The organism is Ramlibacter sp. WS9, from assembly GCF_003797765.1.
In the GTDB taxonomy this organism is placed as follows: domain Bacteria; phylum Pseudomonadota; class Gammaproteobacteria; order Burkholderiales; family Burkholderiaceae_C; genus Ramlibacter.
The window spans coordinates 16,529-39,838 of sequence record NZ_RKMB01000017.1; the positions used below are offsets into that span (position 1 = coordinate 16,529).

Annotated in this window: 28 protein-coding genes; 13 read left to right on the forward strand and 15 right to left on the reverse strand. The window is 65.0% G+C overall.

All coding sequences use genetic code 11. The features are described from left to right. The first annotated feature begins 17 nt into the window (after positions 1-17). The 6 genes from EEB15_RS22100 to EEB15_RS22125 are packed head-to-tail and all read left to right on the forward strand — an operon-like array spanning position 18 to position 6,176. Complete coding sequence (locus EEB15_RS22100; protein ID WP_141512110.1) at positions 18-1,196, forward strand: substrate-binding domain-containing protein; 1,179 nt, start codon at positions 18-20, stop codon at positions 1,194-1,196. Between the two features lie 57 nt (positions 1,197-1,253). After that, the gene (locus EEB15_RS22105; protein ID WP_233259577.1) at positions 1,254-2,006 is read left to right on the forward strand and encodes a cytochrome b561 domain-containing protein; all 753 of its coding nucleotides are present in this window, start codon (positions 1,254-1,256) and stop codon (positions 2,004-2,006) included. After that, the gene (locus EEB15_RS22110) at positions 2,003-3,103 is read left to right on the forward strand and encodes an ABC transporter ATP-binding protein (RefSeq protein WP_141512111.1); all 1,101 of its coding nucleotides are present in this window, start codon (positions 2,003-2,005) and stop codon (positions 3,101-3,103) included. Before EEB15_RS22105 ends, EEB15_RS22110 begins: the two co-directional genes overlap by 4 nt. Positions 3,104-3,134: 31 nt before the next feature. Then, on the forward strand, positions 3,135-4,469 hold the full coding sequence (locus EEB15_RS22115; RefSeq protein ID WP_141512112.1) for an ABC transporter substrate-binding protein: 1,335 nt from the start codon (positions 3,135-3,137) through the stop codon (positions 4,467-4,469). A 4-nt stretch (positions 4,470-4,473) separates the two neighbouring features. Then, positions 4,474-5,355, forward strand: a complete 882-nt coding sequence (locus EEB15_RS22120) for a carbohydrate ABC transporter permease (protein ID WP_141512113.1) — start codon at positions 4,474-4,476, stop codon at positions 5,353-5,355. Next, positions 5,352-6,176, forward strand: coding sequence for a carbohydrate ABC transporter permease (locus EEB15_RS22125; protein WP_141512114.1), 825 nt, complete (start codon positions 5,352-5,354; stop codon positions 6,174-6,176). Before EEB15_RS22120 ends, EEB15_RS22125 begins: the two co-directional genes overlap by 4 nt. Here the strand turns inward: EEB15_RS22125 and EEB15_RS22130 are convergent. Beyond that, positions 6,173-6,502, reverse strand: a complete 330-nt coding sequence (locus tag EEB15_RS22130) for a hypothetical protein (RefSeq protein ID WP_141512115.1) — start codon at positions 6,500-6,502, stop codon at positions 6,173-6,175. The genes EEB15_RS22125 and EEB15_RS22130 overlap by 4 nt on opposite strands. Positions 6,503-6,758: 256 nt before the next feature. On the opposite strand from EEB15_RS22130, the gene EEB15_RS22135 reads away from it, so the two are divergent. Further along, complete coding sequence (locus EEB15_RS22135) at positions 6,759-7,673, forward strand: LysR family transcriptional regulator (RefSeq protein WP_141512116.1); 915 nt, start codon at positions 6,759-6,761, stop codon at positions 7,671-7,673. Here the strand turns inward: EEB15_RS22135 and fahA are convergent. Further along, positions 7,644-8,957: a fumarylacetoacetase gene (gene fahA / locus EEB15_RS22140; RefSeq protein ID WP_141512117.1), complete on the reverse strand. Its 1,314-nt coding sequence runs from the start codon at positions 8,955-8,957 to the stop codon at positions 7,644-7,646. The two genes, EEB15_RS22135 and fahA, sit on opposite strands and share 30 nt — an antisense overlap. A gap of 83 nt (positions 8,958-9,040) precedes the next feature. Between fahA and EEB15_RS22145 the strand changes: the two genes are divergently transcribed. The 6 genes from EEB15_RS22145 (at position 9,041) to EEB15_RS22170 (ending at position 14,581) form a co-directional block, all read left to right on the forward strand. After that, on the forward strand, positions 9,041-10,006 hold the full coding sequence (locus EEB15_RS22145; protein WP_141512118.1) for a tripartite tricarboxylate transporter substrate-binding protein: 966 nt from the start codon (positions 9,041-9,043) through the stop codon (positions 10,004-10,006). Continuing rightward, entirely contained in the window at positions 10,006-10,737 is a 732-nt protein-coding gene (locus tag EEB15_RS22150; RefSeq protein ID WP_141512119.1) for a TetR/AcrR family transcriptional regulator, read from the forward strand. Before EEB15_RS22145 ends, EEB15_RS22150 begins: the two co-directional genes overlap by 1 nt. Next, positions 10,734-11,507, forward strand: coding sequence for a cyclase family protein (locus tag EEB15_RS22155; RefSeq protein ID WP_141512120.1), 774 nt, complete (start codon positions 10,734-10,736; stop codon positions 11,505-11,507). The genes EEB15_RS22150 and EEB15_RS22155 overlap by 4 nt, the downstream gene beginning before the upstream one ends. A 123-nt stretch (positions 11,508-11,630) precedes the next feature. Further along, complete coding sequence (locus tag EEB15_RS22160; RefSeq protein WP_141512121.1) at positions 11,631-11,843, forward strand: hypothetical protein; 213 nt, start codon at positions 11,631-11,633, stop codon at positions 11,841-11,843. Then, positions 11,840-13,966, forward strand: coding sequence for a hypothetical protein (locus EEB15_RS22165; RefSeq protein WP_141512122.1), 2,127 nt, complete (start codon positions 11,840-11,842; stop codon positions 13,964-13,966). The genes EEB15_RS22160 and EEB15_RS22165 overlap by 4 nt, the downstream gene beginning before the upstream one ends. 24 nt (positions 13,967-13,990) lie before the next feature. Then, positions 13,991-14,581, forward strand: coding sequence for a thioredoxin fold domain-containing protein (locus tag EEB15_RS22170; protein ID WP_141512123.1), 591 nt, complete (start codon positions 13,991-13,993; stop codon positions 14,579-14,581). Here the strand turns inward: EEB15_RS22170 and EEB15_RS22175 are convergent. From EEB15_RS22175 to EEB15_RS22235, 13 genes are all read right to left on the reverse strand, one after another. Next, on the reverse strand, positions 14,578-15,144 hold the full coding sequence (locus EEB15_RS22175) for a hypothetical protein (protein WP_141512124.1): 567 nt from the start codon (positions 15,142-15,144) through the stop codon (positions 14,578-14,580). The genes EEB15_RS22170 and EEB15_RS22175 overlap by 4 nt on opposite strands. A 77-nt stretch (positions 15,145-15,221) precedes the next feature. Next, on the reverse strand, positions 15,222-16,013 hold the full coding sequence (locus EEB15_RS22180) for an SDR family NAD(P)-dependent oxidoreductase (RefSeq protein ID WP_141512125.1): 792 nt from the start codon (positions 16,011-16,013) through the stop codon (positions 15,222-15,224). After that, complete coding sequence (locus tag EEB15_RS22185; protein WP_141512126.1) at positions 16,010-16,648, reverse strand: 2-dehydro-3-deoxy-6-phosphogalactonate aldolase; 639 nt, start codon at positions 16,646-16,648, stop codon at positions 16,010-16,012. Before EEB15_RS22185 ends, EEB15_RS22180 begins: the two co-directional genes overlap by 4 nt. An 88-nt stretch (positions 16,649-16,736) precedes the next feature. Beyond that, complete coding sequence (locus tag EEB15_RS22190; protein ID WP_141512127.1) at positions 16,737-17,126, reverse strand: VOC family protein; 390 nt, start codon at positions 17,124-17,126, stop codon at positions 16,737-16,739. Further along, positions 17,123-17,413 (reverse strand): putative quinol monooxygenase, encoded by a 291-nt coding sequence (locus EEB15_RS22195; protein WP_141512128.1) that lies wholly within the window; start codon positions 17,411-17,413, stop codon positions 17,123-17,125. The genes EEB15_RS22190 and EEB15_RS22195 overlap by 4 nt, the downstream gene beginning before the upstream one ends. A gap of 22 nt (positions 17,414-17,435) precedes the next feature. Then, positions 17,436-18,038, reverse strand: a complete 603-nt coding sequence (locus EEB15_RS22200; RefSeq protein WP_141512129.1) for a DUF6151 family protein — start codon at positions 18,036-18,038, stop codon at positions 17,436-17,438. Positions 18,039-18,153: 115 nt separating this feature from the next. Further along, on the reverse strand, positions 18,154-18,816 hold the full coding sequence (locus EEB15_RS22205) for a hypothetical protein (RefSeq protein WP_141512130.1): 663 nt from the start codon (positions 18,814-18,816) through the stop codon (positions 18,154-18,156). A gap of 49 nt (positions 18,817-18,865) precedes the next feature. Continuing rightward, positions 18,866-19,126 carry a hypothetical protein gene (locus EEB15_RS22210; RefSeq protein ID WP_141512131.1) on the reverse strand — a complete coding sequence of 87 codons (261 nt, stop codon included), beginning with the start codon at positions 19,124-19,126 and terminating at the stop codon, positions 18,866-18,868. Beyond that, a complete protein-coding gene (locus EEB15_RS22215; RefSeq protein ID WP_233259578.1) occupies positions 19,098-19,733 on the reverse strand; it encodes a LysE family translocator in 636 nt (211 codons plus the stop codon). The genes EEB15_RS22210 and EEB15_RS22215 overlap by 29 nt, the downstream gene beginning before the upstream one ends. Before the next feature lie 17 nt (positions 19,734-19,750). Further along, positions 19,751-20,401, reverse strand: a complete 651-nt coding sequence (locus tag EEB15_RS22220) for a glutathione S-transferase family protein (RefSeq protein WP_141512132.1) — start codon at positions 20,399-20,401, stop codon at positions 19,751-19,753. Further along, positions 20,398-21,555, reverse strand: a complete 1,158-nt coding sequence (locus tag EEB15_RS22225; protein WP_141512133.1) for an acyltransferase — start codon at positions 21,553-21,555, stop codon at positions 20,398-20,400. The genes EEB15_RS22220 and EEB15_RS22225 overlap by 4 nt, the downstream gene beginning before the upstream one ends. Positions 21,556-21,654: 99 nt before the next feature. Next, a complete protein-coding gene (locus tag EEB15_RS22230) occupies positions 21,655-22,365 on the reverse strand; it encodes a hypothetical protein (protein ID WP_141512134.1) in 711 nt (236 codons plus the stop codon). 10 nt (positions 22,366-22,375) lie between these two features. Next, positions 22,376-22,795, reverse strand: coding sequence for a hypothetical protein (locus tag EEB15_RS22235; protein ID WP_158290194.1), 420 nt, complete (start codon positions 22,793-22,795; stop codon positions 22,376-22,378). Between the last annotated feature and the right edge of the window lie 515 nt (positions 22,796-23,310).

Genomic DNA, 23,310 nt, shown 5'->3' on the forward strand with positions numbered 1-23,310 from the left:
CGTTCATGGAGACTCACATGCATTCATTGTTTTCGCGTCTTACGCTCGCCGGCGGCCTGCTGGCAGGCCTGTTGCTCTCATTGCCGGCGGCGGCGCAACAGCAGCCGGCCGCGGCTTCCCAGAAAAAGGACAAAGCCACCGTCACGGCCCCCGCCGATGGCACCCCATTGCGCGACAGCTCCGCGCGCGACACCGAGCGAAAGGTGCTCGCCGCGTTGGCTCGCAAGAAGGTGTGGGATGGTCCGACGACCGGGCCCAAGGCGCAGCCCGGAAAGACCGTGATCTTCATCGCGGCCGACATGAAGAATGGCGGCATCGTCGGCGTCTCCAAGGGCGTCGAGGAAGCAACCAAAGCCATCGGCTGGCAACTGCGTATCCTCGACGGCCAGGGCAGCGTGCAGGGCCGCACGGCCGCCATGAACCAGGCATTGACCGTCAAACCGGACGGCATCGTGCTGGGCGGCTTCGATGCCGAGGAGCAGGCAACAGCGCTGCGCGAAGCCGCGAGGAACAAGGTGCCTGTTGTCGGCTGGCATGCCGGCCGCGAGGCCACCGGCAACAACGGCCTGTTCTACAACGTCACGACCAAGGCGCAGGACGTGGCCGACATCGCCGCGCTCTATGCGGTGATGGAGTCCAAAGGCAAGGCGGGCGTGGTGATCTTCACCGACTCGGCCTACTCGGTCGCGATCGCCAAGTCGGACGCCATGGCCGAGGTCATCCGCAACTGCAAGGGCTGCACGCTGCTGGGCATCGAGGACACGCCGCTGGCCGACACCTCCAAGCGGATGCCCGGCCTGACGGCGGCGCTGCTGCAGAAATATGGCGACAAGTGGACGCATTCGCTGGGCATCAACGACCTGTACTTCGACTTCATGGGGCCCACACTGGCAGCGGCTGGCACTGCGGGCAAGCGGCTGGTCAATCTCTCGGGCGGCGACGGGTCCGAGTCGGCATATGCCCGCATCCGCAAGAGCCAGTTCCAGGCCGGTACCGTGCCCGAGCCGCTGAACCTGCATGGGTGGCAGGCGGTGGACGAACTCAATCGCGCCATCGCCGGCCAGCCACCCAGCGGTTACATGACGCCCGTGCATCTGGTGACGCCGCAGACCATCGTCTTCGATGGCGGCCCGAAGAACAGCTTCGACCCGGATAACGGGTACCGCGAGGCCTACAAGAAGATCTGGAAAAAGTAGAGCTCCCCCCGAGGCGCCTGCGGCGCTTCCCCCGCGAATTCTTTGAAAGGCGTGTTCATGGCTGGCGAATGGTCGGCTTGGCTGCTCACGCCCGTGAGCGGCCGGGCCGTGCACGAAATTGCTCTCTGGGCTTCCTGGCATGGCCGGCTCATGGTGCTGGCCTGGGGCGTCGCGCTGCCGCTCGGCGTGCTGGTGGCGCGGTTTTTCAAGGTGACGCCGCGGCAGGACTGGCCGCGGGAACTGGACAACAAGCTGTGGTGGCACGCGCATCGCGGCTTGCAGTGGGGTGGGGTGCTGCTGATGACGGCGGGCGCGTGGCTGGCGTGGGGGCAGGGCCGAGGCGCCACCGCGGCGGCGCAGTGGCACGCCGCGCTGGGCTGGACGCTGCTGGCACTGGGATGGCTGCAGGTGATGGGCGGTCTCGCGCGCGGCAGCAAGGGCGGGCCGACCGATGCGCAATTGCGCGGAGACCACTACGACATGACGCGGTGGCGTTGCGTGTTCGAGCGGCTGCACAAGGGGCTCGGCTATACGGCGCTGCTGGCGGCGGCGGTGGCCATCACGCTGGGCCTGTGGGTGGCGGACGCGCCGCGCTGGATGTGGCTGGGCATTGGCCTGTGGTGGGTGGTGTGGATCGGCGCATTCGCGGTCTTGCAGCTGCGGGGCCGCTGCGTCGACACCTACCAGGCGATCTGGGGGCCGGCGCTGGAGCATCCGGGCAACCGGCGGCCGGCGATTGGATGGGGCGTGCGGCGTATCGCCGCGCATCCGGTGAAGAGAACGACAACAAGAGACAAGGACTCGATATGAATCAAACCGCTTCCGCCGGCCTTTCGCTGCGCGGCGTGGTCAAGCGCTTCGGCGATGTGGCCGTGGTGCAGGAGCTGGACCTGGAGGTAGAGCAGGGCGAATTCGTGGTGCTGCTGGGCGAATCGGGCTGCGGCAAGTCGACCACGCTGCGCATGATCGCGGGGCTGGAGAGCGTGACCGAAGGCAGCATCTCCATCGGCGGGCGCGACGTGACGCACGCCGGGCCGGTGCAACGCGACATCGCCATGGTGTTCCAGAACTACGCGCTGTACCCGCACATGGACGTGGCGCAGAACATGTCGTTCGCGCTGCGCCTGGCCGGCCAGCCCAAGGCGGAGATCGACAGGCGTGTGCAGGACGCCGCGCGAATCCTCAACATCACGCCGCTGCTGTCGCGCAAGCCGCGCGAGTTGTCGGGCGGGCAGCGCCAGCGCGTGGCCATTGGCCGCTGCATCGTGCGCGAGCCCAAGCTGTTCCTGTTCGACGAGCCGCTGTCCAATCTGGACGCCAAGCTGCGCGGCCACATGCGCACCGAGCTGGCCGTGCTGCACGAGCGGCTGGGCAAGACGACGGTGTACGTGACGCACGACCAGGTCGAGGCCATGACGCTGGCCTCGCGCATAGTGATTTTCGACAAGGGACGCATCCAGCAGGTGGGCACGCCGTCGGAGGTGTTCAACCGCCCGGCCAACCTGTTCGTGGCCGGCTTCATCGGATCGCCCGGCATGAACTTCATCCAGTGCCATGCGGCGCAAGGTCCCGCCGGCGTCGTGTTGCAGGCGGAGGGCGTGAGCCTGTCGGTGCTGCCCGCCATGGGCACGCTGAAGATCGGCAAGGACTACGTCGCCGGTGTTCGGCCGCAAGCGCTGCGGCTGGCCGAGGGGGCGAGCCAACTGGTGCTGCAGGTCGACGTGGTCGAGTACCTGGGCACCGAGACCGTGCTGGTGGGCCAGCTTGCCGGCCAGCCTGGAAGCCGTATCACGGCGGTGGTGCCTGGCGACCGGCACGACCTGCTGCACACCCGCGTGGAGCTGCAAGCCGACCCTTCGCGCATCAACGTGTTCGACCCGCAGTCGCAGCGCAATTTGTGCCTGTGACTGTTCATTCCCAACCAAGAGGAGACAAACCATGAAACGCAGAGAACTTCTTCAAACCGCGGCCCTGTCGGTGTTCGGCGCGGGCCTGCCCATCGCATCCAGCTGGGCACAAGACCGCTTCGCCAAGTACAAGGGCCAGACCCTGGTGATGAGCATCCCATCGCATCCGCACTACGACGCGATGGTCAAGCTGCTGCCCGAGTTCACGAAGCAGACCGGCATCAAGGTGGAAGTGGACCGCCTGGCCGTGCCGCGCATGAAGGACAAGCAGTTGCTCGAGATGGCCAAGTCGCAGGGCGACTACGACCTGGTGTGCTACGTGGTGATGTGGAAAGGCGAGTACGTCAAGAAGAACCTGATCCGCGAGATCGAGCCCTTCTTCAAGAACGCGGCGCTGGCCGACCCGGCCTACGACATGAAGGACATCGTGCCCGGCTACCTGGAGAACCTGGGACTGGTCGGCGGCTGGCGCGGCTACCTCGCCGGCCCGACGGCCAAGCTGTACGGCCTGCCGTACGGCGCCGAAACCTCGATCCTGGCCTACCGCCGCGACATCTTCGAGAAGCACAAGCTAAAAGCCCCGGAAACGTACTACGAGCTGCAGAAGCTGCTGCCGCAGATCAAGGAGAAGGAAGGCATCGGCGCGCTCACATCGCGCGGCCAGGCCGGCCACCAGTGCGTACACGCCTGGCTGCTGCACCTGAACCCCATGGGCGGCAAGGTGTTTGACGTGGCGTGGCGCCCGCGCTTCAATGACGAAGCCGGCGTGCGCGCGCTGAAGTTCCTGAAGGACGTCGTGGACACGGGCCCCGTGGGCATCCCCGGCTACGGCCAGGGCGAGATGATGACGGCCTTCCTGCAAGGGCAAGCCGCGATGTACCTGGACGCCACGGTGATCTTTGGGCCTGTGAAAGACCCGGCCCGTTCCAAGATCGACGGCAAGGTGAGCTATGCGCGCCATCCCAAGGGTTCGAAGTACGCGTCGCAAACCGGCGGCCTGGGCCTGGCCATCCCCAAGAACGCGAAGAACGCCGACGCCGCCTTCCTGCTGATGCAGTGGCTCACTTCGAAGGAGCAGGACAAGGCGGTGTGCCGCCTGGGTGGTGGACCGACCCGCATGTCCACGTTGCAAGACGTGGACCTGATTCGCCAGTACCCCGAGTACATCATCCTGCGCGACCAGCTGCGCGATGCCGATCCGGACTGGCGGCCGATCATCGCCGAGTGGGACGAGATCAACATCCAGGCGCTGGGCGTCGCGATCTCCGAGGCGTTGACCGGCAAGAAAACGCCGGAGGAAGCGCTGAACGGCATGGTGCCCAAGGTGACGGACATCATGAAGCGCGGCGGCTACATCAAGGCCTGAAAGCATGCGCACTCCTTCCTGGGTTCTATGGGTATTTCTGGGCCCGGCGGCCGCCGTGATGGCGGCTGCCTGCCTGTATCCGGTCTTGACGTCCCTGCAACTGAGCTTTTACGACTGGAGCATGGGCACGCCCTGGTCCGAGGCGCGCTGGGTGGGGCTGGAAGCCTTCGTGCGCGCGTTCCAGGACGAGGCCGTCTGGCGCTCGCTGAAGACCACGCTGATGTTCGCCTTCGTCTCGGTGGCGAGCGAAATGGTGTTGGGCATCGCGCTCGCGCTGGCGCTGGAGGGCAACCTGCGCGGCATGGCGGTGTACCGCACGCTGTTCATCCTGCCGATGATGATCGCGCCGATCGCGGTGGGCCTGACCTGGCGCTACCTGTTCGACGCGCAGTTCGGCTTGCTCAACGCGATTCTCGGCGTGGTCGGCGTGGAGCCGCTGGGTTGGCTCGCCAACGAGAACCTGGCGTTCGCGGCCATCATCGTCGCCGACATCTGGCAGTGGACGCCGTTCGTCTTCATCATGATGATCGCGGCGCTGGCCAATGTGGATAGCGGCGTGCTGGAGGCCGCGCGCATCGATGGCGCGAGCTGGCTGCAGAGCACCTTCCTGGTGAAGCTGCCGATGGTGATGCACGTCATCGCCATCACGTTGCTGATGCGGCTGATCGACGCCTTCCGCGTGCTCGAGGTGATCTACATCCTCACGTTCGGCGGGCCGGGTGACTCCACGGAGATCCTCTCGCTGTTCATCTACAAGACGGCCTTCGTCGGCCAGAAGCTGGGATCGGCGGCGGCTATCTCGGTGCTGCTGCTGGCGGTGGTCGCGCTGCTGTCGTGGTTCGCGCTCAAGCTGTCCAACCCCCTGAAGAGAGAGGAGCGGCCATGAACCGGTCCACGTTCGCCGTCACGCTGCACTACGGCGCGCTGACGTTTCTCGCGCTGTTGTGCGTCGCGCCGATCGCGGTGATGTTCGCCACTTCGTTCAAGCTGCAGACGCAGATCTTCAACACCGGGCTGAACTTCCTGTTCACGCCCACGCTGGAGAACTACCGCGACGTGCTGGGCGAGAACAACTTCGACCGTTACCTGGTCAACAGCCTCGTCGTGGGCATCGTCTCCACGGTCATCACGCTGGTGCTTGGCGCCATGTCGGCGTATGCGCTGGTGCGCTTCCGCTTTGCCGGGCGTAAGACTCTCGCCTACACCACGCTGCTGCTGCGCACGGTGCCCCTGGCGGTGCTGGCGGTGCCGGTGTTCATGATCTGGAACCAGGCGGGCATCGCGGGTAGTCTCTCGGGGCTGGTTCTGTTGTACGTGGCCGTCAACCTGCCCTTCACGATCTGGCTGTTGTACGGCTTCATCCTGCAAGTGCCGATTGAACTGGAAGAGGCCGCCGCCATCGACGGGTGCGGCCCGCTGCGGACCTTTTTCACCGTGGTGCTGCCGTTGATCAAGCCCGGCATTGCCGCAGCGTCGATCTTCACCTTCCGCATCGCCTGGAACGAGTTCATCCTGGCGCTGGTGCTGACCGATCGCGGAACACGCACCTTGCCGGTGGCCGCATCGCTCTACATCACCGACATCGGGGTGGACTGGGGCAAGATCATGGCGCTGGGCAGCCTGATCGCGATTCCGCCTTTGATTTTTACCCTGGTGGCCGCGAAGCAGATCATCACCGGGCTGACCGCGGGGGCAGTGAAGGGTTAGCGCGAGCGCGCGTTGTTCAGACTCTCCCTGGCCTGTCCCATGACGTAGTAGAGACTTTCACGACGCAGTTCAACGAATACGTCATCGAAACGGACCAGGACTGTACGGGGCGAGCAGAGCGTTTGCACGATCCCCTCTTGTCCTGCCAGCAAAGTGGAGGACCATTCCACCGGTACCGTCCTCAGCGTGACCCGGTTGCCCGTCGCAAGCGGTGCCCAGCACGGAAAGCACATGAGAATCGTGCCACCGTATCGGGACCAGTCGGAGAGGGTTTCTTGCTCCCAAGCTACCGCACCGTTGTTGGCCGTCGCGTTGAAGAACTCCATGCAAGACGGGCACCGCGACCAGTGTGTCTGATTTCCCCGCGTGGACGATGGGGGCGGACTCGCCCGAAACCCGGTGTCGGAGCAGGGACTCTTCAGATCAGCGAGCAACATGCCTCGCCTTTCGCTTCCGGATCGTGTGGTTCGCTACCATTCGCGGCAGGCTACGACAATGCCCAGCTTTCGTCCAATGAGGCTTTAGGTCACTCCATGTCAAAGCCGCATAGGCAGCTGCGGCAGGGTCAACCAGGATCGCACCATGAATCTCCGGCAGGTAGAGGTATTTCAGGCCGTCATGCAGACGGGCAGCATGAGTGCGGCCGGGCGCCTGATACATCTGAGTCAGCCGGCCGTGAGCCGAATCATTTCCAGCGCGGAAGCTTCGCTTGGGTACGCGCTTTTCCAGCGCACCGGCGGACGCCTGGCCCCAACGCAGGAAGGACTGGTGCTGTTCGAGGCGAGCACCGCCCTCCTGGAGAAAATGCAGGCCTTCACTCGCGTGTCGAGCCAACTTCGAGGCGGCGACAAGGGGCGCCTCAGCATTTCAGCAATTCCGGCGATTTGCCACAGGCTACTCCCGTGGGTGATAGCCGAATTCCGCCGCAGTCATCCCGATGTCGTTTGCGAGGTCCATGTGCTGCACAAGCGCCAGATCGTCGAGGATCTGCTTGGCGGAGGTGTGGATATGGGTTTCGACTTCTACGGAATCAGCCATCCGGGAATTGATTCGCGCGTTCTTGGTACGGGGCCACTGTACGTTCAGCTGCCCGTGGCGATGTTGCCGCGGAAGATTGCCGGAGCCGAGGCGGATTCCTGGCTGCGTGCGTTCATGACGAGAACTCCGATGATCGCGTTGGTCGACGCCGACCCCATTGCCATCGCATTCACACAGTACTGTGATCGGATCGGTTTGCAGATTTCTTCCCGCACGCAAGTCCAGACGTCAGAACTCGCGGAGGAGCTCGTGTCGGCTGGGCTTGGCTGGACCGTCACGGATTTCATCAGTGCCGTCACGTCGCGTGAAGGTGTTGCGGCCTGGCCCCTGCAACCCCTTATGACGTGCACTCTGAATTCGTTTGTTGTGCGAGGAGGCTCGCCTTCTCTCGTGGCGCGCAAGTTCGCGGCCCTGGTGCAATCGCGTGTTTCAGATCTCGCGGCGCGCAAGGCTCCCTAGCACGGTCCCCCGGCATTCGCCAAAACCGATGCGCGCATGGCCGGCGCGCTCGCACCAGCCGCGCATGATGACGGTGTCGCCGTCCTCGAGGAAGGTTCGCGTCTCGCCATTGGCGAGGCGCACCGGCTCGCGCCCGCCCCAGCTCAGTTCCAGCAGGCAGCCTTCCTCGCCGCGCGTAGGCCCCGATTGCGTGCCGGTGCCGATCAGGTCACCCGGCCGCAGGTTGCAGCCGCCCTCGGTGTGGTGAGCGAGCATCTGCGCCAATGACCAATAGCCGTGGCTGGCGCTGCTGCGGCTCAGTGGCATTTCGGTGGTGCCGGACGACAGCGTTTGCAGCGAGACTTCGAGCTGGATGTCGAGGCCGCCTTGCACATGCCCGTCGCGCGGCTGCAGGTGCGCGAGGGTGGGTGGGTCGCTCGCCTCGCGCGGCAGCGCACAGCGGTAGGGTGCCAGCGCTTCCATCGTCACGATCCACGGTGAAACGCTGGTCATGAAGTTCTTCGCCAGGAAGGGGCCGAGCGGCATCGACTCCCAGGCCTGCACGTCGCGCGCCGACCAGTCGTTGAGCAGGCACACGCCGAAGATGTGGTCCTCCGCCTCGTCGATGGCAATGGGCTCGCCGCGCCGATTGCCCGCGCCGACGAAGAAGCCTAACTCCATCTCATAGTCCAATCGCTTGCTGGGCCCGAACACCGGTTGGCCGGCGCCCGGCGGGCGCGTCTGCCCCAGAGGCCGATGGAAGTTCGCGCCGCTCACCTCCACCGAAGACGAGCGGCCGTGATACGCGATCGGCAACCACTTGAAATGCGGCAGTTCCGGCGCGTCGGGCTGGAAGATCTTGCCGGCGTTGCGCATGTGGTGCGCCGACGTGAGGAAGTCGGTGTAGTCGCCGATCTGCGCCGGCACCGCGTGCTCGGCCGACTCTTGCGCGACGAGGCAGGAGCGAAGCGAGTCCGCCTCGGTCCCGCCCGTGCGCAGCGTTCGCGAGAGGGCCAGGCGCAGCGCCGACCAGGCGGTGGGGCCCATCGCCATCAAGCCATTGAGCGTCGACGCGCTGGCCGCTTCAGCTGCTTGCCCTGCCAGCCCGTTGAACACGCCCAGGCCGCAAGCCGCACGCAGGTCCACGATCATGTCGCCGATCGCCACACCGCCGCGCCAGGGCTCATAGGCGCCACGCGTACGGAACACGCCGAACGGCAAATTCTGGACAGGGAAGTCGCCGCCCGATCGATCGGCGCCGGGCACCCAGCTTGTCAACTTCGGGTCGTGGGTTTCGTTCAACATGGTGTCTCCTGGTGGCCTAGGGTTTGCACGAGTGTACAAGTAATTGTACGAACGTACAATTAACGCATCGCCAGGAGAAACGCATGCTCAATCGCCGCCAATTCACTTACCTCGCCGCCGGCGCCTTCGCGCCGTTCGCTCACGCTCAGCCCTCGTTGGACACGGCCCGCATCATCTCGGGCTTCCCGCCCGGCGGCACCATCGACGTGCTGGCCCGCCGCGTCGCTGACAAGCTGCGCGGCAACTACGCGGCCAACATGCTGGTCGAAAACAAGCCTGGCGCCGCCGGCCAGATCGGCATCCTCACGGTCAAGGACGCCAACCCCGACGGCAGCGCGATGCTGCTCACGCCCTCGTCGATGCTGTCGATCTACCCGTACACCTATCCCAAGCTGCAGTACAAGCTCGACGACGTGGCGCCGGTGTCGCTGGGCGGGTACATCAACCACGGCATCGCGGTGGGGCCGGGCGTTCCCGCCACGGTCAAGACGCTCAAGGACTTCCTGGCCTGGGCCAAGGCCAACGACGCCAAGGCCAACTTCGGCAGCCCCGGCGCGGGCTCGATGCCGCACATGATCGGCATCCTGTTGGGCAAGTTCACCGGCGTGGACCTGAAGCACATCCCGTATCGCGGCACCGTGCCCGGCGTGCAGGATCTGCTGGGTGGCCAGATCTCCTCGTTCTGCGGGCCGACGGGTGACTACCTGCCGCACGTCAAGACCGGCAAGCTGCGTGTGCTCGCGATCTCCGGCAAGGGTCGCTCACCGTTCCTGCCCGAAACGCCGACGTTGCGCGAACTGGGCCACCCGCTCACGGTGCGCGAGTGGTATGGCTTCTTCCTGCCGGGCAAGGCCAGTGCGGACGTAGCGCGGCGCGCCGCCGCCTACCTGCAGCCGGCCCTGGCGCATCCGGATCTCGCGGAATTCGGCAAGCAGTACGCGCTCGACGTTCAATCGTCTTCGGCGTCCGCGCTGGCCGACCTGCTCAAGGCCGATGCGGAAGAATGGCGCAGGCTGATCAAACAAGTGGGCTTTACCGCGGAATCCTGATGGCAACGACACCGAAGACCACCCTCAAGGCAACCGCCCCGCGCGCCGCTGCGCGCCCCGCAGTAGCGGCCAAGCCGGACCGCCGGCAGAACATCCTGCTGGCGGCGGAAAAGCTCTTCGCCAAGTTCGGCTACCACGCGGTGTCGATCCGCAACATCGCCGACGAGGCGGAGGTGCCGCTCGCCCTGGTGGGCTACTACTTCGGCGCCAAACAGGACCTGTACCGTGCGATCTTCGAGCACTGGAGCACGATGATCGGCGAGCGACTGGCCGGGCTGAAGGAGGCCATGGCGCAAAAGGACGGCGACCGGCTCACGCGCCTGGTCGAGGCCTTCATCTCGCCGGTGATCCGCCTGCGCGCCAGCGCCGAGGGCGAGTACTACGCGCTGCTGATGACGCGCGGCCTGACGCACCAGAGCGAGGAAGAAGACCTGATCATCCGCGAGTTCTTCGACCCCATGGCCAAGGCGTTCATCGACGCCTTCCACACCACCCTGGCGGCGGAGTTCAAGGGCGTGACGCGCGCCCAGGTCGCTTGGTGCTACCAATTCGCGCTGGGCTCGCTGCTGCACCACATCAGCGACTCGCGCGTGCATCGCCTGTCGCAAGGCGAGAACCGCCCGAGCGATCCGGCGGTGATGCCGCAACTGGTCGCCTTCATCGCGCACGGCATTCGCGGCGCGGTCATGCAATGGCATCCCCCGGCAGCAACCAGAAAGAAGAAGGCATGACCCGCCGCATCGTCGACATCTCCATGCACCTCGAAAACGACGTGCAATCCGATCCGCCCGGCCTGGGCCCGAAGATCAGCTACATCAACCACCAGATGAGCTACCCGGATCTCGCGCAGTTCTTCCCCGGCATCAAGAAGGAAGACCTGCCCGACGGCGAAGCCTGGGCCGTGGAAGATGTGCAGCTCAACACGCACAACGGGACGCACCTGGACGCGCCGTACCACTTCGCATCGACGATGGATGGGGGCGAACGCGCTTTGACCATCGACGAGGTCAACCTGGACTGGTGCCTGCAGCCCGGCGTGAAACTGGACTTCCGCCACCTGCCCGATGGCTATGTGGTGCAGCCTACCGACGTGCAAGCCGAACTCGCGCGGATCGACCATGAACTGAAGCCACTAGAGATCGTCGTCGTGAACACGCGCGCCGGCACCGCCTACGGCAGCGCCGACTACACCCGCGCTGGCTGCGGCATGGGCTACGAAGCGACGATGTACCTGCTGGAGCGCGGCGTGCGCCTCACCGGCACCGACGCCTGGAGCTGGGACGCGCCCTTTGCCTACACTGCGAAGAAGTACGCCGAGACCGGCGACGCCGGCCTGATCTGGGAAGGCCATAAGGCCGGCCGTGACATCGGCTATTGCCACCTCGAAAAATTGCACAACCTCGAGGCCCTACCGGGGCACGGGTTCACCATCGCCTGCTTCCCCGTGAAGATCCGCGGAGCCTCGGCGGGCTGGACACGCGCGGTCGCGATCTTCGACTGACGCACACATCAGCGCTAACGGCTGAGCCTCAAAGGGCTACCAAGAAACCGCGCGGCGCGGCCCCACGCGCTGCCCGGCCGTTCGATAATTTGGCTGTCGTCTCACTCGTGGAGAACACAGAGCGTGGCCCCCGAAACACAGCCATCCCTGCGCGCCAGCCGCGGCCAAGAATGGATCGCGCGCTTGCGGCGCCTTCGCCTGCCGCGCGCGCGATGGGTGTATGTGCTCGTCGCCTTGGCGCTGCTCGCAGCGTCGCAGGTGCTCTGGCTCTGGCATTCGTGGCCGGTGCGCGAAATCCTCGAAAGCGAAAAGCTCGTGGTTGGGGCGACGGTATGAAGCTTGTCGTGCCGCGCGACTGGCTGGCGATGCTGGCACCGCGGCGCTGGCCGCTGCGCCACATCGCGGCGGCATTGCTGGGCACGTGGATGGTGGGGCTGGTCGTGGCCGCGGTTCAACTGAGCGCATGGAACGACGAACTGGTGCGTCTGCTGGTGCAGATTCGCGCGGATGCAGTGTTCCGCACGCGCATGGCGCAGTACCACGAGACGATTCCGCGCGAGTGGTACCGAAGCAAGGCGCTGTCGCTGCTGGCGGCCAGCGACAAACTTCAGGACGACGGGCGCTGGATGCTCTTCCTGCCCGGGTCGTGGCGGCCGTTCGACGACCTGCGCGAGCGCCTGGCCGTGCGCATCGAACGCGAGTTCAGCGAGATCGCGGTGGACACGATGCGGCGCGAGCTGTTCTTCCGCGCCAGCCGGCTCACGGGCATGCCGCAGGACAGCAAGACCGCGCAATTGCTTCCCGGCGGCAACTGCGCACAGCCGGCGGTGCCCACGGATGCCGCCTCTTCGGCCCGCGGCCTGCCTGAACTCATTGCAGTGCAAACGCACCTGGACGCGCTGGAGCAGCTCGACCAGGCGGTGCGCGCTCTGCTGGCGCTGCAGGATCCCGCGACGGCGGATGCGCAGCATCTGCGGGCGCTGGTGCACTACACGCTGGGCGCCGAAGTGCCGGGCCGTCTTTCGCGCGGCGCTGCGTTCTTTCGCAACGCGCGCACGCCTGGTGACGACCTCCAGAACGCGATGACCCTGGCTCAGCTGCAGTACGCCGCACGCTGCAGCGTGGGCAAGGCCATGGCGGCGCTGGACACCCGCTTGTTCGAGCGCAACGACCTGCTGGCGGCGGAATCGTTCATAGCGCAGCGGGCGGCCCGCCTGTTCGCGCCCGGCGCCAAACCGCACCTGCTGCCCTATGCGGAAAGGGTGCAGGGGTTGCGCGAGGTGGTTGCCGCCATCGACCAGCAGCAGGCGTTGCTGGAGCAGGGCACCTATGCGTGGTTGAACCGGGGCAAACCCAGCCTCGGCTCGGCGCACGAAGCGCTGCTGACGCGTGTGGCCGGCATGCGGCTGCTGGGGCCGGAGGCGGTGGAGCAGGTCCGGCGGCGCTCGGATGGGATGCTCATGCAGTTTCGCGGCCAGTTCACGCAGGCGTTCAAGGGCACGGCAGAACCCGGGCTGGCCTGGGACGAAGCTCGCGGGCGCCTTGCGCTGTCTCCGCAACGCATCGCCTTGCGCGAGGGCCTGGCGGCGCTGCTGCGCGAACCTTTCATGGCCGAACCGGCGGGCCGCGACATTCCCGCGACCGCACCCCCGCCGCTCACGTGGGAGCCGCGCCGGCTCGAGCAGGCCTTGGTGGCGGCCGAAGTGCGCAAGCGGTTCGCGGCCGAAAGCCTGGTGCAGTTCCCCGCCTCGGTGCAGCCCGGGATCGCCCAGCTTGTCAACCACCAGTTGGCGCAACTGGTGCAGGACGTGACGGTGGAGGCGATGATCGCGGGCAGCGCCACGGAAACCGCCGTCGCATTCGACGCCGCGGCCTACCGGGCGCAGCGCGAGCAGCTGGCCAAAGTGCAGGCGCTGCTGGCGCAACTGGGCAGCCAAGCCCGGGCCGAGAAGCTGCGCGCCTTGCTCGCGAACGACGTCCGGGAGCGGCTGGCGCTGGCAGAGCGGGCGCTGTGGCACTCACCGATCTTCTCGGCGCGCACACAAGATTTTTCGTGGTGGCAGGGGGAGGGCTCGCCGATCCTGCAGGCTTTCGGGGCCATGGACGGCCTGGGCCTGCGTGCCTCGCTGGCGCAGCAGATCGCCGAGATGGAGCAACCCGCGCGGCAAGCCACCGCCTTGCTGCCTTTCGTCGATGCTTCCATTGCTTCCAATCCGGGTGTGCTGCGCTGGAAGGGCATGCTGCCGGAGCTGGAACGCTATCGCGCGCGCACGGGCAGCCTGTTCGCGCTGGAGCGCTATTTGCTGATCGGCCCGGAGCTGAACCGGGCGAACTGCCTGGAGCGCCTGGCGCTGGTGCCGGTGGCGGAAGCCCCGGCCGACGAATTCGGCCGGCGGCAGCTGCACATCCATCGCGCGCTGGCGGCGCGGTGCGCGGAATTACGCGGCCTGCGGAGTTGAGGCTGTCTTTGGTATCGTCGGGGGATGAAAAGACGCCTCCTCCTCACCACCCCCCTGGCCGCAGCCCTGGTGCTTGCCGGCTGCAAGGACGCTCCCTCCTCTGGCACACCCGCCAAGGCTGCTGCGGTACCGGTCTCCATCGCGGCGATCGAGGCCGAAGGCAAGGGGTTCGTGCTGGGCTCGCCGATGAGCGTGCGCACGGTCTATGTGTTCTTCGATGCGCAGTGCTCGCACTGCGCCGCGCTGTGGCGTGCGGCCAAGCCGCTCAAGTCGCAGGCAAAGTTCGTCTGGATGCCCGTGGGCATCCTCAACAAGGCGAGCGAAGCGCAGGGCGCCGCGCTGCTGGCGGCCAAGGACCCGGTGGCCACGATGGACGAGCACGAAGCGTCGATGAACGCCAAACAGGGCGGCATCTCGGCGACGGGCGATCTCGACGCGCAGCGTGAGATCGTGAAGAAGAACACCGCGCTCATGAACCGGTTCGGCTTCGCGTCCATTCCAACGGTCGTCGGGCTGCATGCACAGACCGGCGCGCTCGTCTCGCGGGAAGGGTCGATGCCGACGGCGGAACTGGCAGCCCTGCTGGGCCTGCAGGTTCCGGCCGCGGGATCTTAAACGCCGCTCGCGGGGCCGATCTGCGAGACGCTGCGGCTGTTGCCGAAGGCGAAGTCGCTGCCGGTTTCGCGCCAAGGCTGGCGCGCATCGCCGATCACTTCGCGGCAGATGTCGATCATCTCGCCGATCAGATCTTCCTGGGCGCCGCGCAGTTGCTGGTACTGCGGATCTTCATAGGCGGGGCGCCAACCTGAGCCCTGGCTCAGCCGCAGCAGGTTCTGCTGCCAGAGGTATTCGATCACCCGGCTGTGGGCTTGCAGCAGCCGCACCATGTGTTGCCCGAGCGTGGGGAAGTGTTCGCGCTTGATGCGGCGGGCTTCGGTGAGCGGTTCGGGTGAGGTGAGCTCGTCCAGGCTGCGGGCGGTGAAGGGCAGGTCGCGCTGGTATTCGATCCAGGCCGAATACTCGCGCAGGGCAAATATGAGGCGGTAGCCCTGCTGCTTGACCTGTTCGGCGCGCACGCGGCTCAGGTGACGCATCCAGCGGTAGACCCCGCCCGCGGCCAGCACGAGGCTCAATGCCCCGATCAGGGCTGCAAGGAGGGTGTCGTCGACAGGTTGCATACGGGGCGCCAAGCTCTATGCTGAGCCCGGGCGATGGAGCGGCTTGTAGGACAAGACGCCGTCCGCTGCCGGCGCCATCATGTCGGCACGGTGTAGTTGAGCGTCATCCGCCCGCCATCCACCACCACGATCTCGCCGGTGATGTAGCTGGCCGCGTCGCTGGCCAGGTAGGCCACCGTGTCAGCGATCTCCTCCGGCTCGCCCAGCCGCTTCATCGGCGTGCGGCTCATGATGCGGGCCTTGGCCTCTTCGCTGGTCAGCACGGCTTTGGCGGCCAGCTCGGTCGCGATGGTCCCAGGCGCCACCGCGTTCACACGCACGCCCTTGTCGGCCAGCGCCAGCGCCATCACGCGCGTGAGCTGGTTGATGCCGCCCTTGCTGACGTTGTAGCTGGAGATGGTGGGAATGGTGAGCACGCCGTTGACCGAGCTCATGTTGACGATGGCGCCGCGCGCCGCCTTCACCATCTCGCGCGCGACGGCCTGCCCCATCAGAAAAGCGCCCTTGAGGTTGACGCGCAGCACCGCGTCGAAGTCCGCCTCGGTCACGTCCAGGAAATCGGCGGCCTTGAAGATGCCCGCATTGTTGACCAGCACGTCGATGCGGCCATGGGCCTGAATGGTCTTGGCCACCAGCGCGTCAACCTGCGCCTTGTCGCCCACGTCGCAATGCACGTAGAGCCCGCCCAGTTCGGCGGCCAGCGCCTCGCCGTGGGCATCGTCGACGTCGGCGATCACGGGCTTGCCGCCCTCGCGCGCAAAGCGCCGCGCGCATGCCGCGCCGATGCCTTGCGCACCGCCAGTGACGATGCAGACGCGGCCGGCGAGGCCGAACGAAATAGGGGAGGCGGGTGCAGTACTGGGGTTCATGCGGGAATGGTACCCGCCCAGGCGGCCAGAAAGTCTTGGGCGTTGCTGCGCACCTCGGCCGCTTGCATGCCCGGCTTGTAGAGCGCCGACCCGATGCCGAAACCATCGGCACCGGCCGCGCGATACACAGCCATGTTCGTGGGCGTCACCCCGCCCACGGGCAGCAGCAGTGTTTGCGGTGGCAGCACCGCACGCAGCGCCTTCACCGCGGCGGGCGGAATCATCTCGGCCGGGAACAGCTTCAAGCCGTTGGCGCCGGCTTCCAGCGCAGCGAAGGCCTCGGTCGCGGTACCCACGCCGGGCAGGCAGACCATGCCCAGCCGCACGGCTTCGTGCACCACATCGGCATTGAAGTTGGGGGACACGATCAGCTCGCCACCGGCCGAATGGACGTCGCGCACTTGCTGCGCGGTGAGCACCGTGCCGGCGCCGACCAGCGCATCGGGATGCGCCTTCGCGAGCAGGGCGATGCTCACCAGCGGTTCCGGCGAGTTGAGCGGCACCTCGATGAGATTCCAGCCGCTGTCGACCAGCGCTTCACCGATGGCGGGTGCATCCGCAGGCGTCAGACCGCGCAGGATGGCGACGAGGGGGCAGGCCGCGAGGGCGGCAGAGAATTTTTTCGATGGTGTCATGGTGTGCCGAGATTTTTGTACCAGAGCAATTGGATTTCGTCGGGGAAGGCTGGGTAAGCCGGGCCGTGGACGCGCTTGATCTCCAGCGTCACTTCGGCGCGCGGGCGTAGCTGGCCGTGAGGATTTCCCACTGGTGGCCGTCGGGCTCGTTCCAGTAGAGCATGCGGCCGCCGTAGTCGGTGTTGATCTTCATGTTCACCGGGCCGCGCACGTCGCTGCGGTAGTCGATGCCGGCCATCTGGATGCGGCCGAGGATGCGGTCGAAATCCTGTTCGGTGACGCGAAACGCGAAGTGGTAGATCGGGAAATCCTCATCTGTCTGGATGAAGTCCAGCGTCAGGCCGTCGTTGACGTAGACCGCGAAGAACGGGCCGGCCTGCGCCGGGCCGCAGGGCACGTCCAGCAACTCGGCCAACTGCTTTGCGGATTCATCGCGAGTGTGGGACGGGACGATGGTGTGGTCGAGATGGATGGTCATAGTCCATGGCCTCCCATTGGCTCCGTCGTGTTGAATTCGCCGAAGCTCGCGATCAACGGCTTGCCGCGTGCGATGGCCTGCTGCACCGACGGCAGCGAGAGCGATGCTCGGTGACTTTGCTGGCTGTCCCACACCTCGGTGACCCAGATCGCGTCGGCATCCTTGGCGTCCTTCGCCACCACGTAGCTGTGGCATCCAGGCATCTGCCCGGCGTTTTCCAGCAGGATGGCGATCAGCGCATCGCGCTGGCCGGCGACGGCGTTGAATTTTCCGATTAGTCCGAACATTCGTGATTCTCTTTCAAGGGTGTCAGGAAGAAACGGTCTTCATCAATTGCTCCCGCTCGCCGCGAGCGAGAACCGTCGGCGGCACGATGGGGCCTTCCCCGCCAGGCTTGAAGAAGGGGTTGGTTTTGTAGCTTCCATCCAGCCGTGCGCCCAACAGCAACTTCATGAATCGCAGCACCGCCTTGGCCGTGCTCACCGGCATGGCCTTGGGTTTGCCCTTTGCATGCTTCGTGTTCACCCGCAGGCGGACCGGACCGAACGGCTCGTCCAGGCTTCTTCTCCCATCTTCCAGGCAGGTGTGGATCAGCCCGACGTGGCACAACTTGATGTCGCGTGCCGTGTTACCGATGGCTGTGTTGCAGCAACGCGCGTACCACCGATACATGCCCTTGTCGGTGAGGGACATGCAGGCGAGTTGCTCCAGCCCGTGGGTGAAGCTCACGTACTTGGGAAGGGTTGCAACAACGTCCGTGCCACCCATTTCGTCCAGGACGTCATCGGGCTTGCCCAGGAAGTGCGCAAATGCCTGGCAGTCCCTGCAGTAGCAGACGCCGCGGCTCACTTTTTCGGGATGGCTGACGTTGCCCTTCAGGGTGCCGCAGCGGCAGCGCAGTGGGTGGATCATCGGGGTAGCCTGCAGGTGGAGAGTTCAGAGAGTACGTTCGCGCATCTGGATGACGTTTCCTTCGGTGTCGTGCCCATCGCATATCTTGTACGAACCGAACAGCCATTCGCGGTCGTCAGGCATCTTCATTGCGGCTTCGCGTGTTCCGGGAGAGCTTCTCCAGCAGTGCAGCCGCTTCCTTCGCCGATGCATCTTCCAGCTCGCGGCGTTTCGCCTTCGAGAGACCCTTCTCAGGATCCACCTTGCGCGCGTTCGCCGCTTTCCGGCGCTGGCGCATCCTGTCGCGCGTCCGCGGGATCACGGCCCAGGCGCGGCGGCCGTCGAAGGGGCCGATGGGCAGCAAAGCCACGACCATCATGAAGATGTTGACCTGGATGAAGACGAACAGCACCGGCACGGCAATGGTCGAGACGATCGGCGTGCTGGAAATGCCCGGCACAAAGCTGATGGCGATCGCGACAAGGAGCAGCACCAGTTGCGCCGCGACGCCGCCCCAGGCGATGAGGATCTCGTTGACGGCGGATGCCCAGGAGTATTCCGTCGAACCATGCAGCCCGAAGAACGTGATGCGCTCCACTTCGATCTTCTTCCAGCGGAGCATCGCGGCGTGCCCCAGCTCGTGCACCACCAGCAGCCCGAAGAACGCGAACGACGCGATGACCGTCGCCAGGAAATCGCGGAAGAAGAAGTACAGCCAGACGAACACGAACAGCACCGTCCAGTGCAAGGCGACGGGCACACCGCGCCATGCGCCCAATTGCCAGAAGTTCTTGTCCATGCGCGCCTCCGTGACTGCAGGCAATCACTATAGCGCGCTATGGACAGCATTACAGGTGCCGTGTCTCGGCAGCTTCCACCCACCAGGCGTTGTCGCGACCATTCGCAACCCGCACCGGCGCCGCGATCAGCTCTTCGGGCGTAGCGTCGTCCAGCGTGCTGAGCATGATGGCGACGTAATCGCCACCGATCTGCTCGACGTAGCCGCGGCCGAAGGGGCGGATGCCGCAGTGCTTGCAGAAGAGGGGCGGCCCGTCGTAACTTTTGGTGAAAGCTGTCGGCCTAGCGGTCCCGCCCCGAAAGCGCGACATAGGCGCCCAGAAGCATCAGGGTGACGCCCGAGCCCGCGGCCAGGATTCTCGCCCTCACGGCGCTGGCGGCTGAACTGCGAGAGAGCCGCGACACTCCCGCGACTGCCAGCAGATCGGCGGAGGTGTTGAGGGCGACGCAGATCGTTCCGAGAAAGATGAACTGCGAGGCCGGTGAGGCATTCGCGTCGACGAACTGCGGGATGAACGCCAGAAAGAACAGGGCGGTTTTCACGTTAAGCAATTCGACCAACACGCCTTCCCAGAACGCACGGGCCGGGCCAGCGGCGCGTACGGCCACGCTTGCCGGCGCCGGCTCGCTGGCGAACAGGATGCGCATGCCGAGATAAAGCAAGTAGCAGGCGCCGACGTACTTGACGACGGTGAATGCGGTCGCGGACTGCGCGACGAGCGCCGACAGGCCGAGCGCTGCCGCAACGACGTGGCCCATGCCGCCCAAGGCCGTGCCGAGCGAGGAGGCGACGCCTTCGCGGGCGCCTCCCGCCGCGGTGCGTGCGACGACATAGGCAAGTCCCGGGCCGGGCGTGATGGCCAGGACGACGGCGGCGGCGAGGAACACGGCAAAGTGGGTGGACATCAGGTTCTGCATGGTGCTCGATTCTGCATTCACTCGAGCGGAAAGCGCTCGCGCCAGAACGCTGCGAGACGAGGTTCCTGGTCGACGAGCCGGACCACCGGTGTCATCCGGGGCGCGACCTCGTAGAAGCGATCCCGCCAGGGGCCGAAACGGGAGACGACGGTGACATACAGGTCGAGCACCGACAGTTGATCGCCCAGCAGGTACCGGCCGGGCTGCAACTGGCTGTCCATATTGGCCCAGCAGAAAGCGATCCGCTCGTGCACGGCGTTGACGACCGACTCTCGTGCGCTTGCCGGCGCGCCTATGCGCGCAACTTCCGGCTTGATCCAGTGCAGGGAGTAGATGGCGGACGAGACGTAAAGCATCCATCGCAGGAACTGCCGCCGCGCGGGGTCTTGCGGCAAAGGGGCGAGCCGCGCATCGGGGTACATGTCGGCGAGGTAGATCAGGATCGCGGCGCTCTCGGTCATGACTTCGCCGTCCGGCATGACCAGGGTGGGGATCTGCCGCATCGGGTTGACGGGCGCGACACGGTCCCTGGCCTCTTCTTCGGCCCAGGTCGCCCCCTCGACGAGCGTGTAAGGCATGTTCAGCAGCGTCAGTGCCGCTTCGACGGCAATCGATCCCGATGCCTGCGCGCCGTAGAGGGTGAGCCGGGGCTGTTCTGTCTTCTTCATGGCCGAGCGGTTGCAGGCAGCAGGGGTTTGGCGGCGAATGTGCTGGGGAAGTAGCGGTCCCGAACGGCCATGAATGGGCTTTCGATCAGCCAATACAGAGCCGCGCCGGTCATCACCGAGAGCAAGGTGACGGCAACGGCAGTCGTTGTGGGCGAGAGCGACTGGGCCTGGGCATAGCCATTGAATACATGGCCCACGGCCTTGTGGGTGAGGTAGATCGAGTACGACCAGAGGGCCAGATGGTAGGCGCCGGGGATGCGGACTCTGGCCAGCAGCGAGACCGGGCTCTGCGCGGCGATGATCAGCAACGAGAAGGCGACCGCGGCCAGCGAATAGCCGAACACCGACATGAAGAATCCATACCCGTAGCCGTCGATGTAGTAGAAGTTGTAGGCGCCATAGAAGATGGCTCCGCACGCGGCCAGGCCGACGAGCAGCAGCAACTGCCCGTGCCGTTGAACCCGACTCCACGCTCCGGGGTGGAAGTTCTTGAGCAACGCCACGGCAATGCCCGGCAGGAATTCGTCGAAGCGGCACAGCGTGGCGTAGTACACGTTGGGGTAGTAGCGCTCGATCTGCCCGCTTTCCTCTCGGCCATAGGCGGACCACAACACCGCCCGAGAAATGACGCCCACGGCGAGCAGCGCCGCGAGAAGCATCCAGGCCCTGGCCCGCCCGCCGCCGACGCGCAGGGCGATGAGCACGAACAAGGGCAGAACGAAGTAGAACTGCTCCTCGATGCACAGCGACCAGGCATGCGAAAACGCCGTGCCCGGTTGCAAGCCGAAGTTCTGCGTGAACGTCAGGAACGACCAGAGCGGCGGCGGTTGCTTCCCACCCATGACCGCGGGAAAGAGGAAGTACAGCGCGAGCACGACCCAGAACGCCGGCCATGTGCGCAAACCCCTGCGCGCATAGAAATTCTTGAGCGACAACTGCTCCCCGCGCACCATGCCGGCGAAGAGCTGGTTGCCGATCAGGTAGCCGCTGAGAACGAAGAACAGGTCGACGCCCAGCCAGCCGACGACGCTCACCCAGCCGAACGTGGGCTCGCGGCTGACGAAGACCATGTAGTGGTAGGTGAAGACCAGCGCGATGGCCAGCGCGCGGAGGGTGTCGAGGCCGGTGGAGCGGCGTTGCAGGTGATTTGGCATTTCGTTAATAGTGATGCGGTTCGGGCGCGGAGTTCCGCCCACGGACGCCGCAATTGACGGCATCGTCATCAACCTTTGCGATTCAACGGTTCGGCGCCGTCACCAGAAGCGCCACCAGGGCTTGACCACCGGTGCAATGCTTGCCAGCACTTGGGGCGAAACTGGCGGCGGGCCGGTTGCTTCGTCGCGGTCAATGCCGTTCCAGTCGTCAAGCCAGTCAGTGAGGCGATAGTGTTTCGCGACCGCGCGAGCAGACTCGCGAGCATCGATCATCGGGTAGCTCTCAGAAGCTCTAATGAGGCGCTGGCCATAGATCTCGGACAGTCGTTCGTAGTCCGGATCGTCAGGACGGCAGTCGGCCAGAACTTCCATTGAACTTGGAGGGAAGAACGCTGGCGTCTCCCAAGGCTCGGAGCCTCCGGCTACTTCTTCCCAAAGCCCTTGCTCAACGTACATCCCGTACTGAATGTGTCGCAAGGTCTTGCCGTGCATGGAATGCGTGAACTGAAGCGAGTCAGTGACGCTTGAGAATGCCAGATAAATAATCTCGGTGTTGAGCTCGTGTGAATTGCGCTCGCCGTCTGATGGCGTAAAGCGCTCGGCGGGTTCAACGACGGTACTGGCAAACAAGGACGGCGCTTCAATGTGCGCTTCCGGATAGCGAGCGCGAATCGTCGCAAGGAACGATTCGTTTTCGCACCTTATGTAGAGTCGGGTCATGGAGCCCATATGACGCCTAAACATGAAGATGACCGAACCACCAACACACGCGGCGAAGCCGCAGATTTCTGCCTTGGCCGCGCGATCCATCCGAGAGTCGTCATTGATTCACCTCGAGAGGTTTGATCTCAAATGCAACCTTTGCCGCCCCAACTCTTGAGCGAAGCTTCTCGAGCAACTTGAAGATTTTGGGATCTGATCTTGGATGAATGTGCACGACGATAGCCGTATTCTTTGGCGTTGGCTGCCCAAATTGGGCAGAGTAGCCATTTGAGTTGATAGCGCGGAGATAGTTTTCGATTTTCCTAGTGAGCCTTTGCCGCGAATGCTCGTCGCCCTGGAGGGGCGTTGCTATTACAACGTTCAGGTCCGAGCCACCGCCCTTGCGAACGGCGTGAACGTCAACGACACCCAAATGGGGGATAGGATGCCCCGGTTCTTCATCAGAAAAGTCCGGCGTGGCCATTGCGACAGCTGCGCTCAGTGCAGTAGTTGTGAGGAGGGTGAAGACGCGAAACATTTCTGGCAAGGCCTAGCGTAAAGCTGACCGGACCACGACACTTGCGGCGGAGCCGCCTACCTGCTGTTGTGGGGCCGAGTCGAGCGACCAGTTACGAGTTCTCAAATTGTTTTCTCCGCGCCAAAAACATGCGCCATGCCACAAAGACCAATGCAACAGGTAATGCGACAGATAGGCATATTCCGAGTACTGGCGTCACATTTACTGAAAGCGCAAAAAGCCCAAAACAGCCAAAAGCAATTAAGGCGCAAATGAAACACTGTATTAGGCGACTTCCCTTTGGCGCGGAAACAAGCAGAAGAGTGGTCGACACAAGTAGCGAAATAGGCCATAGAAAATAGCCAAGGACCATGACAAGAGTCGGTCCTCCATGGGCATGTGCAACCGACGCCCAACTTAGGCTTAAAACGGCTAGCGAGAGCCTTTTGATTCCAGTCTCCTAAAGAGGTTGTGCAAAAAGGTTGGCTTCGGGACAACACGGTCGATTTCCGGGGTCCTTGGCCCCTTCCAAGGTG

What these genes read in the sequence shown, in the direction of transcription:
- EEB15_RS22100 (WP_141512110.1), top strand. Translation starts at nt 18, where the DNA reads ATGCATTCATTGTTTTCGCGTCTTACGCTCGCCGGCGGCCTGCTGGCA.
- EEB15_RS22105 (WP_233259577.1), top strand. Translation starts at nt 1,254, where the DNA reads ATGGCTGGCGAATGGTCGGCTTGGCTGCTCACGCCCGTGAGCGGCCGG.
- EEB15_RS22110 (WP_141512111.1), top strand. Translation starts at nt 2,003, where the DNA reads ATGAATCAAACCGCTTCCGCCGGCCTTTCGCTGCGCGGCGTGGTCAAG.
- EEB15_RS22115 (WP_141512112.1), top strand. Translation starts at nt 3,135, where the DNA reads ATGAAACGCAGAGAACTTCTTCAAACCGCGGCCCTGTCGGTGTTCGGC.
- EEB15_RS22120 (WP_141512113.1), top strand. Translation starts at nt 4,474, where the DNA reads ATGCGCACTCCTTCCTGGGTTCTATGGGTATTTCTGGGCCCGGCGGCC.
- EEB15_RS22125 (WP_141512114.1), top strand. Translation starts at nt 5,352, where the DNA reads ATGAACCGGTCCACGTTCGCCGTCACGCTGCACTACGGCGCGCTGACG.
- EEB15_RS22130 (WP_141512115.1), bottom strand. Translation starts at nt 6,502, where the DNA reads ATGGAGTTCTTCAACGCGACGGCCAACAACGGTGCGGTAGCTTGGGAG.
- EEB15_RS22135 (WP_141512116.1), top strand. Translation starts at nt 6,759, where the DNA reads ATGAATCTCCGGCAGGTAGAGGTATTTCAGGCCGTCATGCAGACGGGC.
- fahA (WP_141512117.1), bottom strand. Translation starts at nt 8,957, where the DNA reads ATGTTGAACGAAACCCACGACCCGAAGTTGACAAGCTGGGTGCCCGGC.
- EEB15_RS22145 (WP_141512118.1), top strand. Translation starts at nt 9,041, where the DNA reads ATGCTCAATCGCCGCCAATTCACTTACCTCGCCGCCGGCGCCTTCGCG.
- EEB15_RS22150 (WP_141512119.1), top strand. Translation starts at nt 10,006, where the DNA reads ATGGCAACGACACCGAAGACCACCCTCAAGGCAACCGCCCCGCGCGCC.
- EEB15_RS22155 (WP_141512120.1), top strand. Translation starts at nt 10,734, where the DNA reads ATGACCCGCCGCATCGTCGACATCTCCATGCACCTCGAAAACGACGTG.
- EEB15_RS22165 (WP_141512122.1), top strand. Translation starts at nt 11,840, where the DNA reads ATGAAGCTTGTCGTGCCGCGCGACTGGCTGGCGATGCTGGCACCGCGG.
- EEB15_RS22170 (WP_141512123.1), top strand. Translation starts at nt 13,991, where the DNA reads ATGAAAAGACGCCTCCTCCTCACCACCCCCCTGGCCGCAGCCCTGGTG.
- EEB15_RS22175 (WP_141512124.1), bottom strand. Translation starts at nt 15,144, where the DNA reads ATGCAACCTGTCGACGACACCCTCCTTGCAGCCCTGATCGGGGCATTG.
- EEB15_RS22180 (WP_141512125.1), bottom strand. Translation starts at nt 16,013, where the DNA reads ATGAACCCCAGTACTGCACCCGCCTCCCCTATTTCGTTCGGCCTCGCC.
- EEB15_RS22185 (WP_141512126.1), bottom strand. Translation starts at nt 16,648, where the DNA reads ATGACACCATCGAAAAAATTCTCTGCCGCCCTCGCGGCCTGCCCCCTC.
- EEB15_RS22190 (WP_141512127.1), bottom strand. Translation starts at nt 17,126, where the DNA reads ATGACCATCCATCTCGACCACACCATCGTCCCGTCCCACACTCGCGAT.
- EEB15_RS22195 (WP_141512128.1), bottom strand. Translation starts at nt 17,413, where the DNA reads ATGTTCGGACTAATCGGAAAATTCAACGCCGTCGCCGGCCAGCGCGAT.
- EEB15_RS22200 (WP_141512129.1), bottom strand. Translation starts at nt 18,038, where the DNA reads ATGATCCACCCACTGCGCTGCCGCTGCGGCACCCTGAAGGGCAACGTC.
- EEB15_RS22205 (WP_141512130.1), bottom strand. Translation starts at nt 18,816, where the DNA reads ATGGACAAGAACTTCTGGCAATTGGGCGCATGGCGCGGTGTGCCCGTC.
- EEB15_RS22210 (WP_141512131.1), bottom strand. Translation starts at nt 19,126, where the DNA reads ATGTCGCGCTTTCGGGGCGGGACCGCTAGGCCGACAGCTTTCACCAAA.
- EEB15_RS22215 (WP_233259578.1), bottom strand. Translation starts at nt 19,733, where the DNA reads ATGCAGAACCTGATGTCCACCCACTTTGCCGTGTTCCTCGCCGCCGCC.
- EEB15_RS22220 (WP_141512132.1), bottom strand. Translation starts at nt 20,401, where the DNA reads ATGAAGAAGACAGAACAGCCCCGGCTCACCCTCTACGGCGCGCAGGCA.
- EEB15_RS22225 (WP_141512133.1), bottom strand. Translation starts at nt 21,555, where the DNA reads ATGCCAAATCACCTGCAACGCCGCTCCACCGGCCTCGACACCCTCCGC.
- EEB15_RS22230 (WP_141512134.1), bottom strand. Translation starts at nt 22,365, where the DNA reads ATGGATCGCGCGGCCAAGGCAGAAATCTGCGGCTTCGCCGCGTGTGTT.
- EEB15_RS22235 (WP_158290194.1), bottom strand. Translation starts at nt 22,795, where the DNA reads ATGTTTCGCGTCTTCACCCTCCTCACAACTACTGCACTGAGCGCAGCT.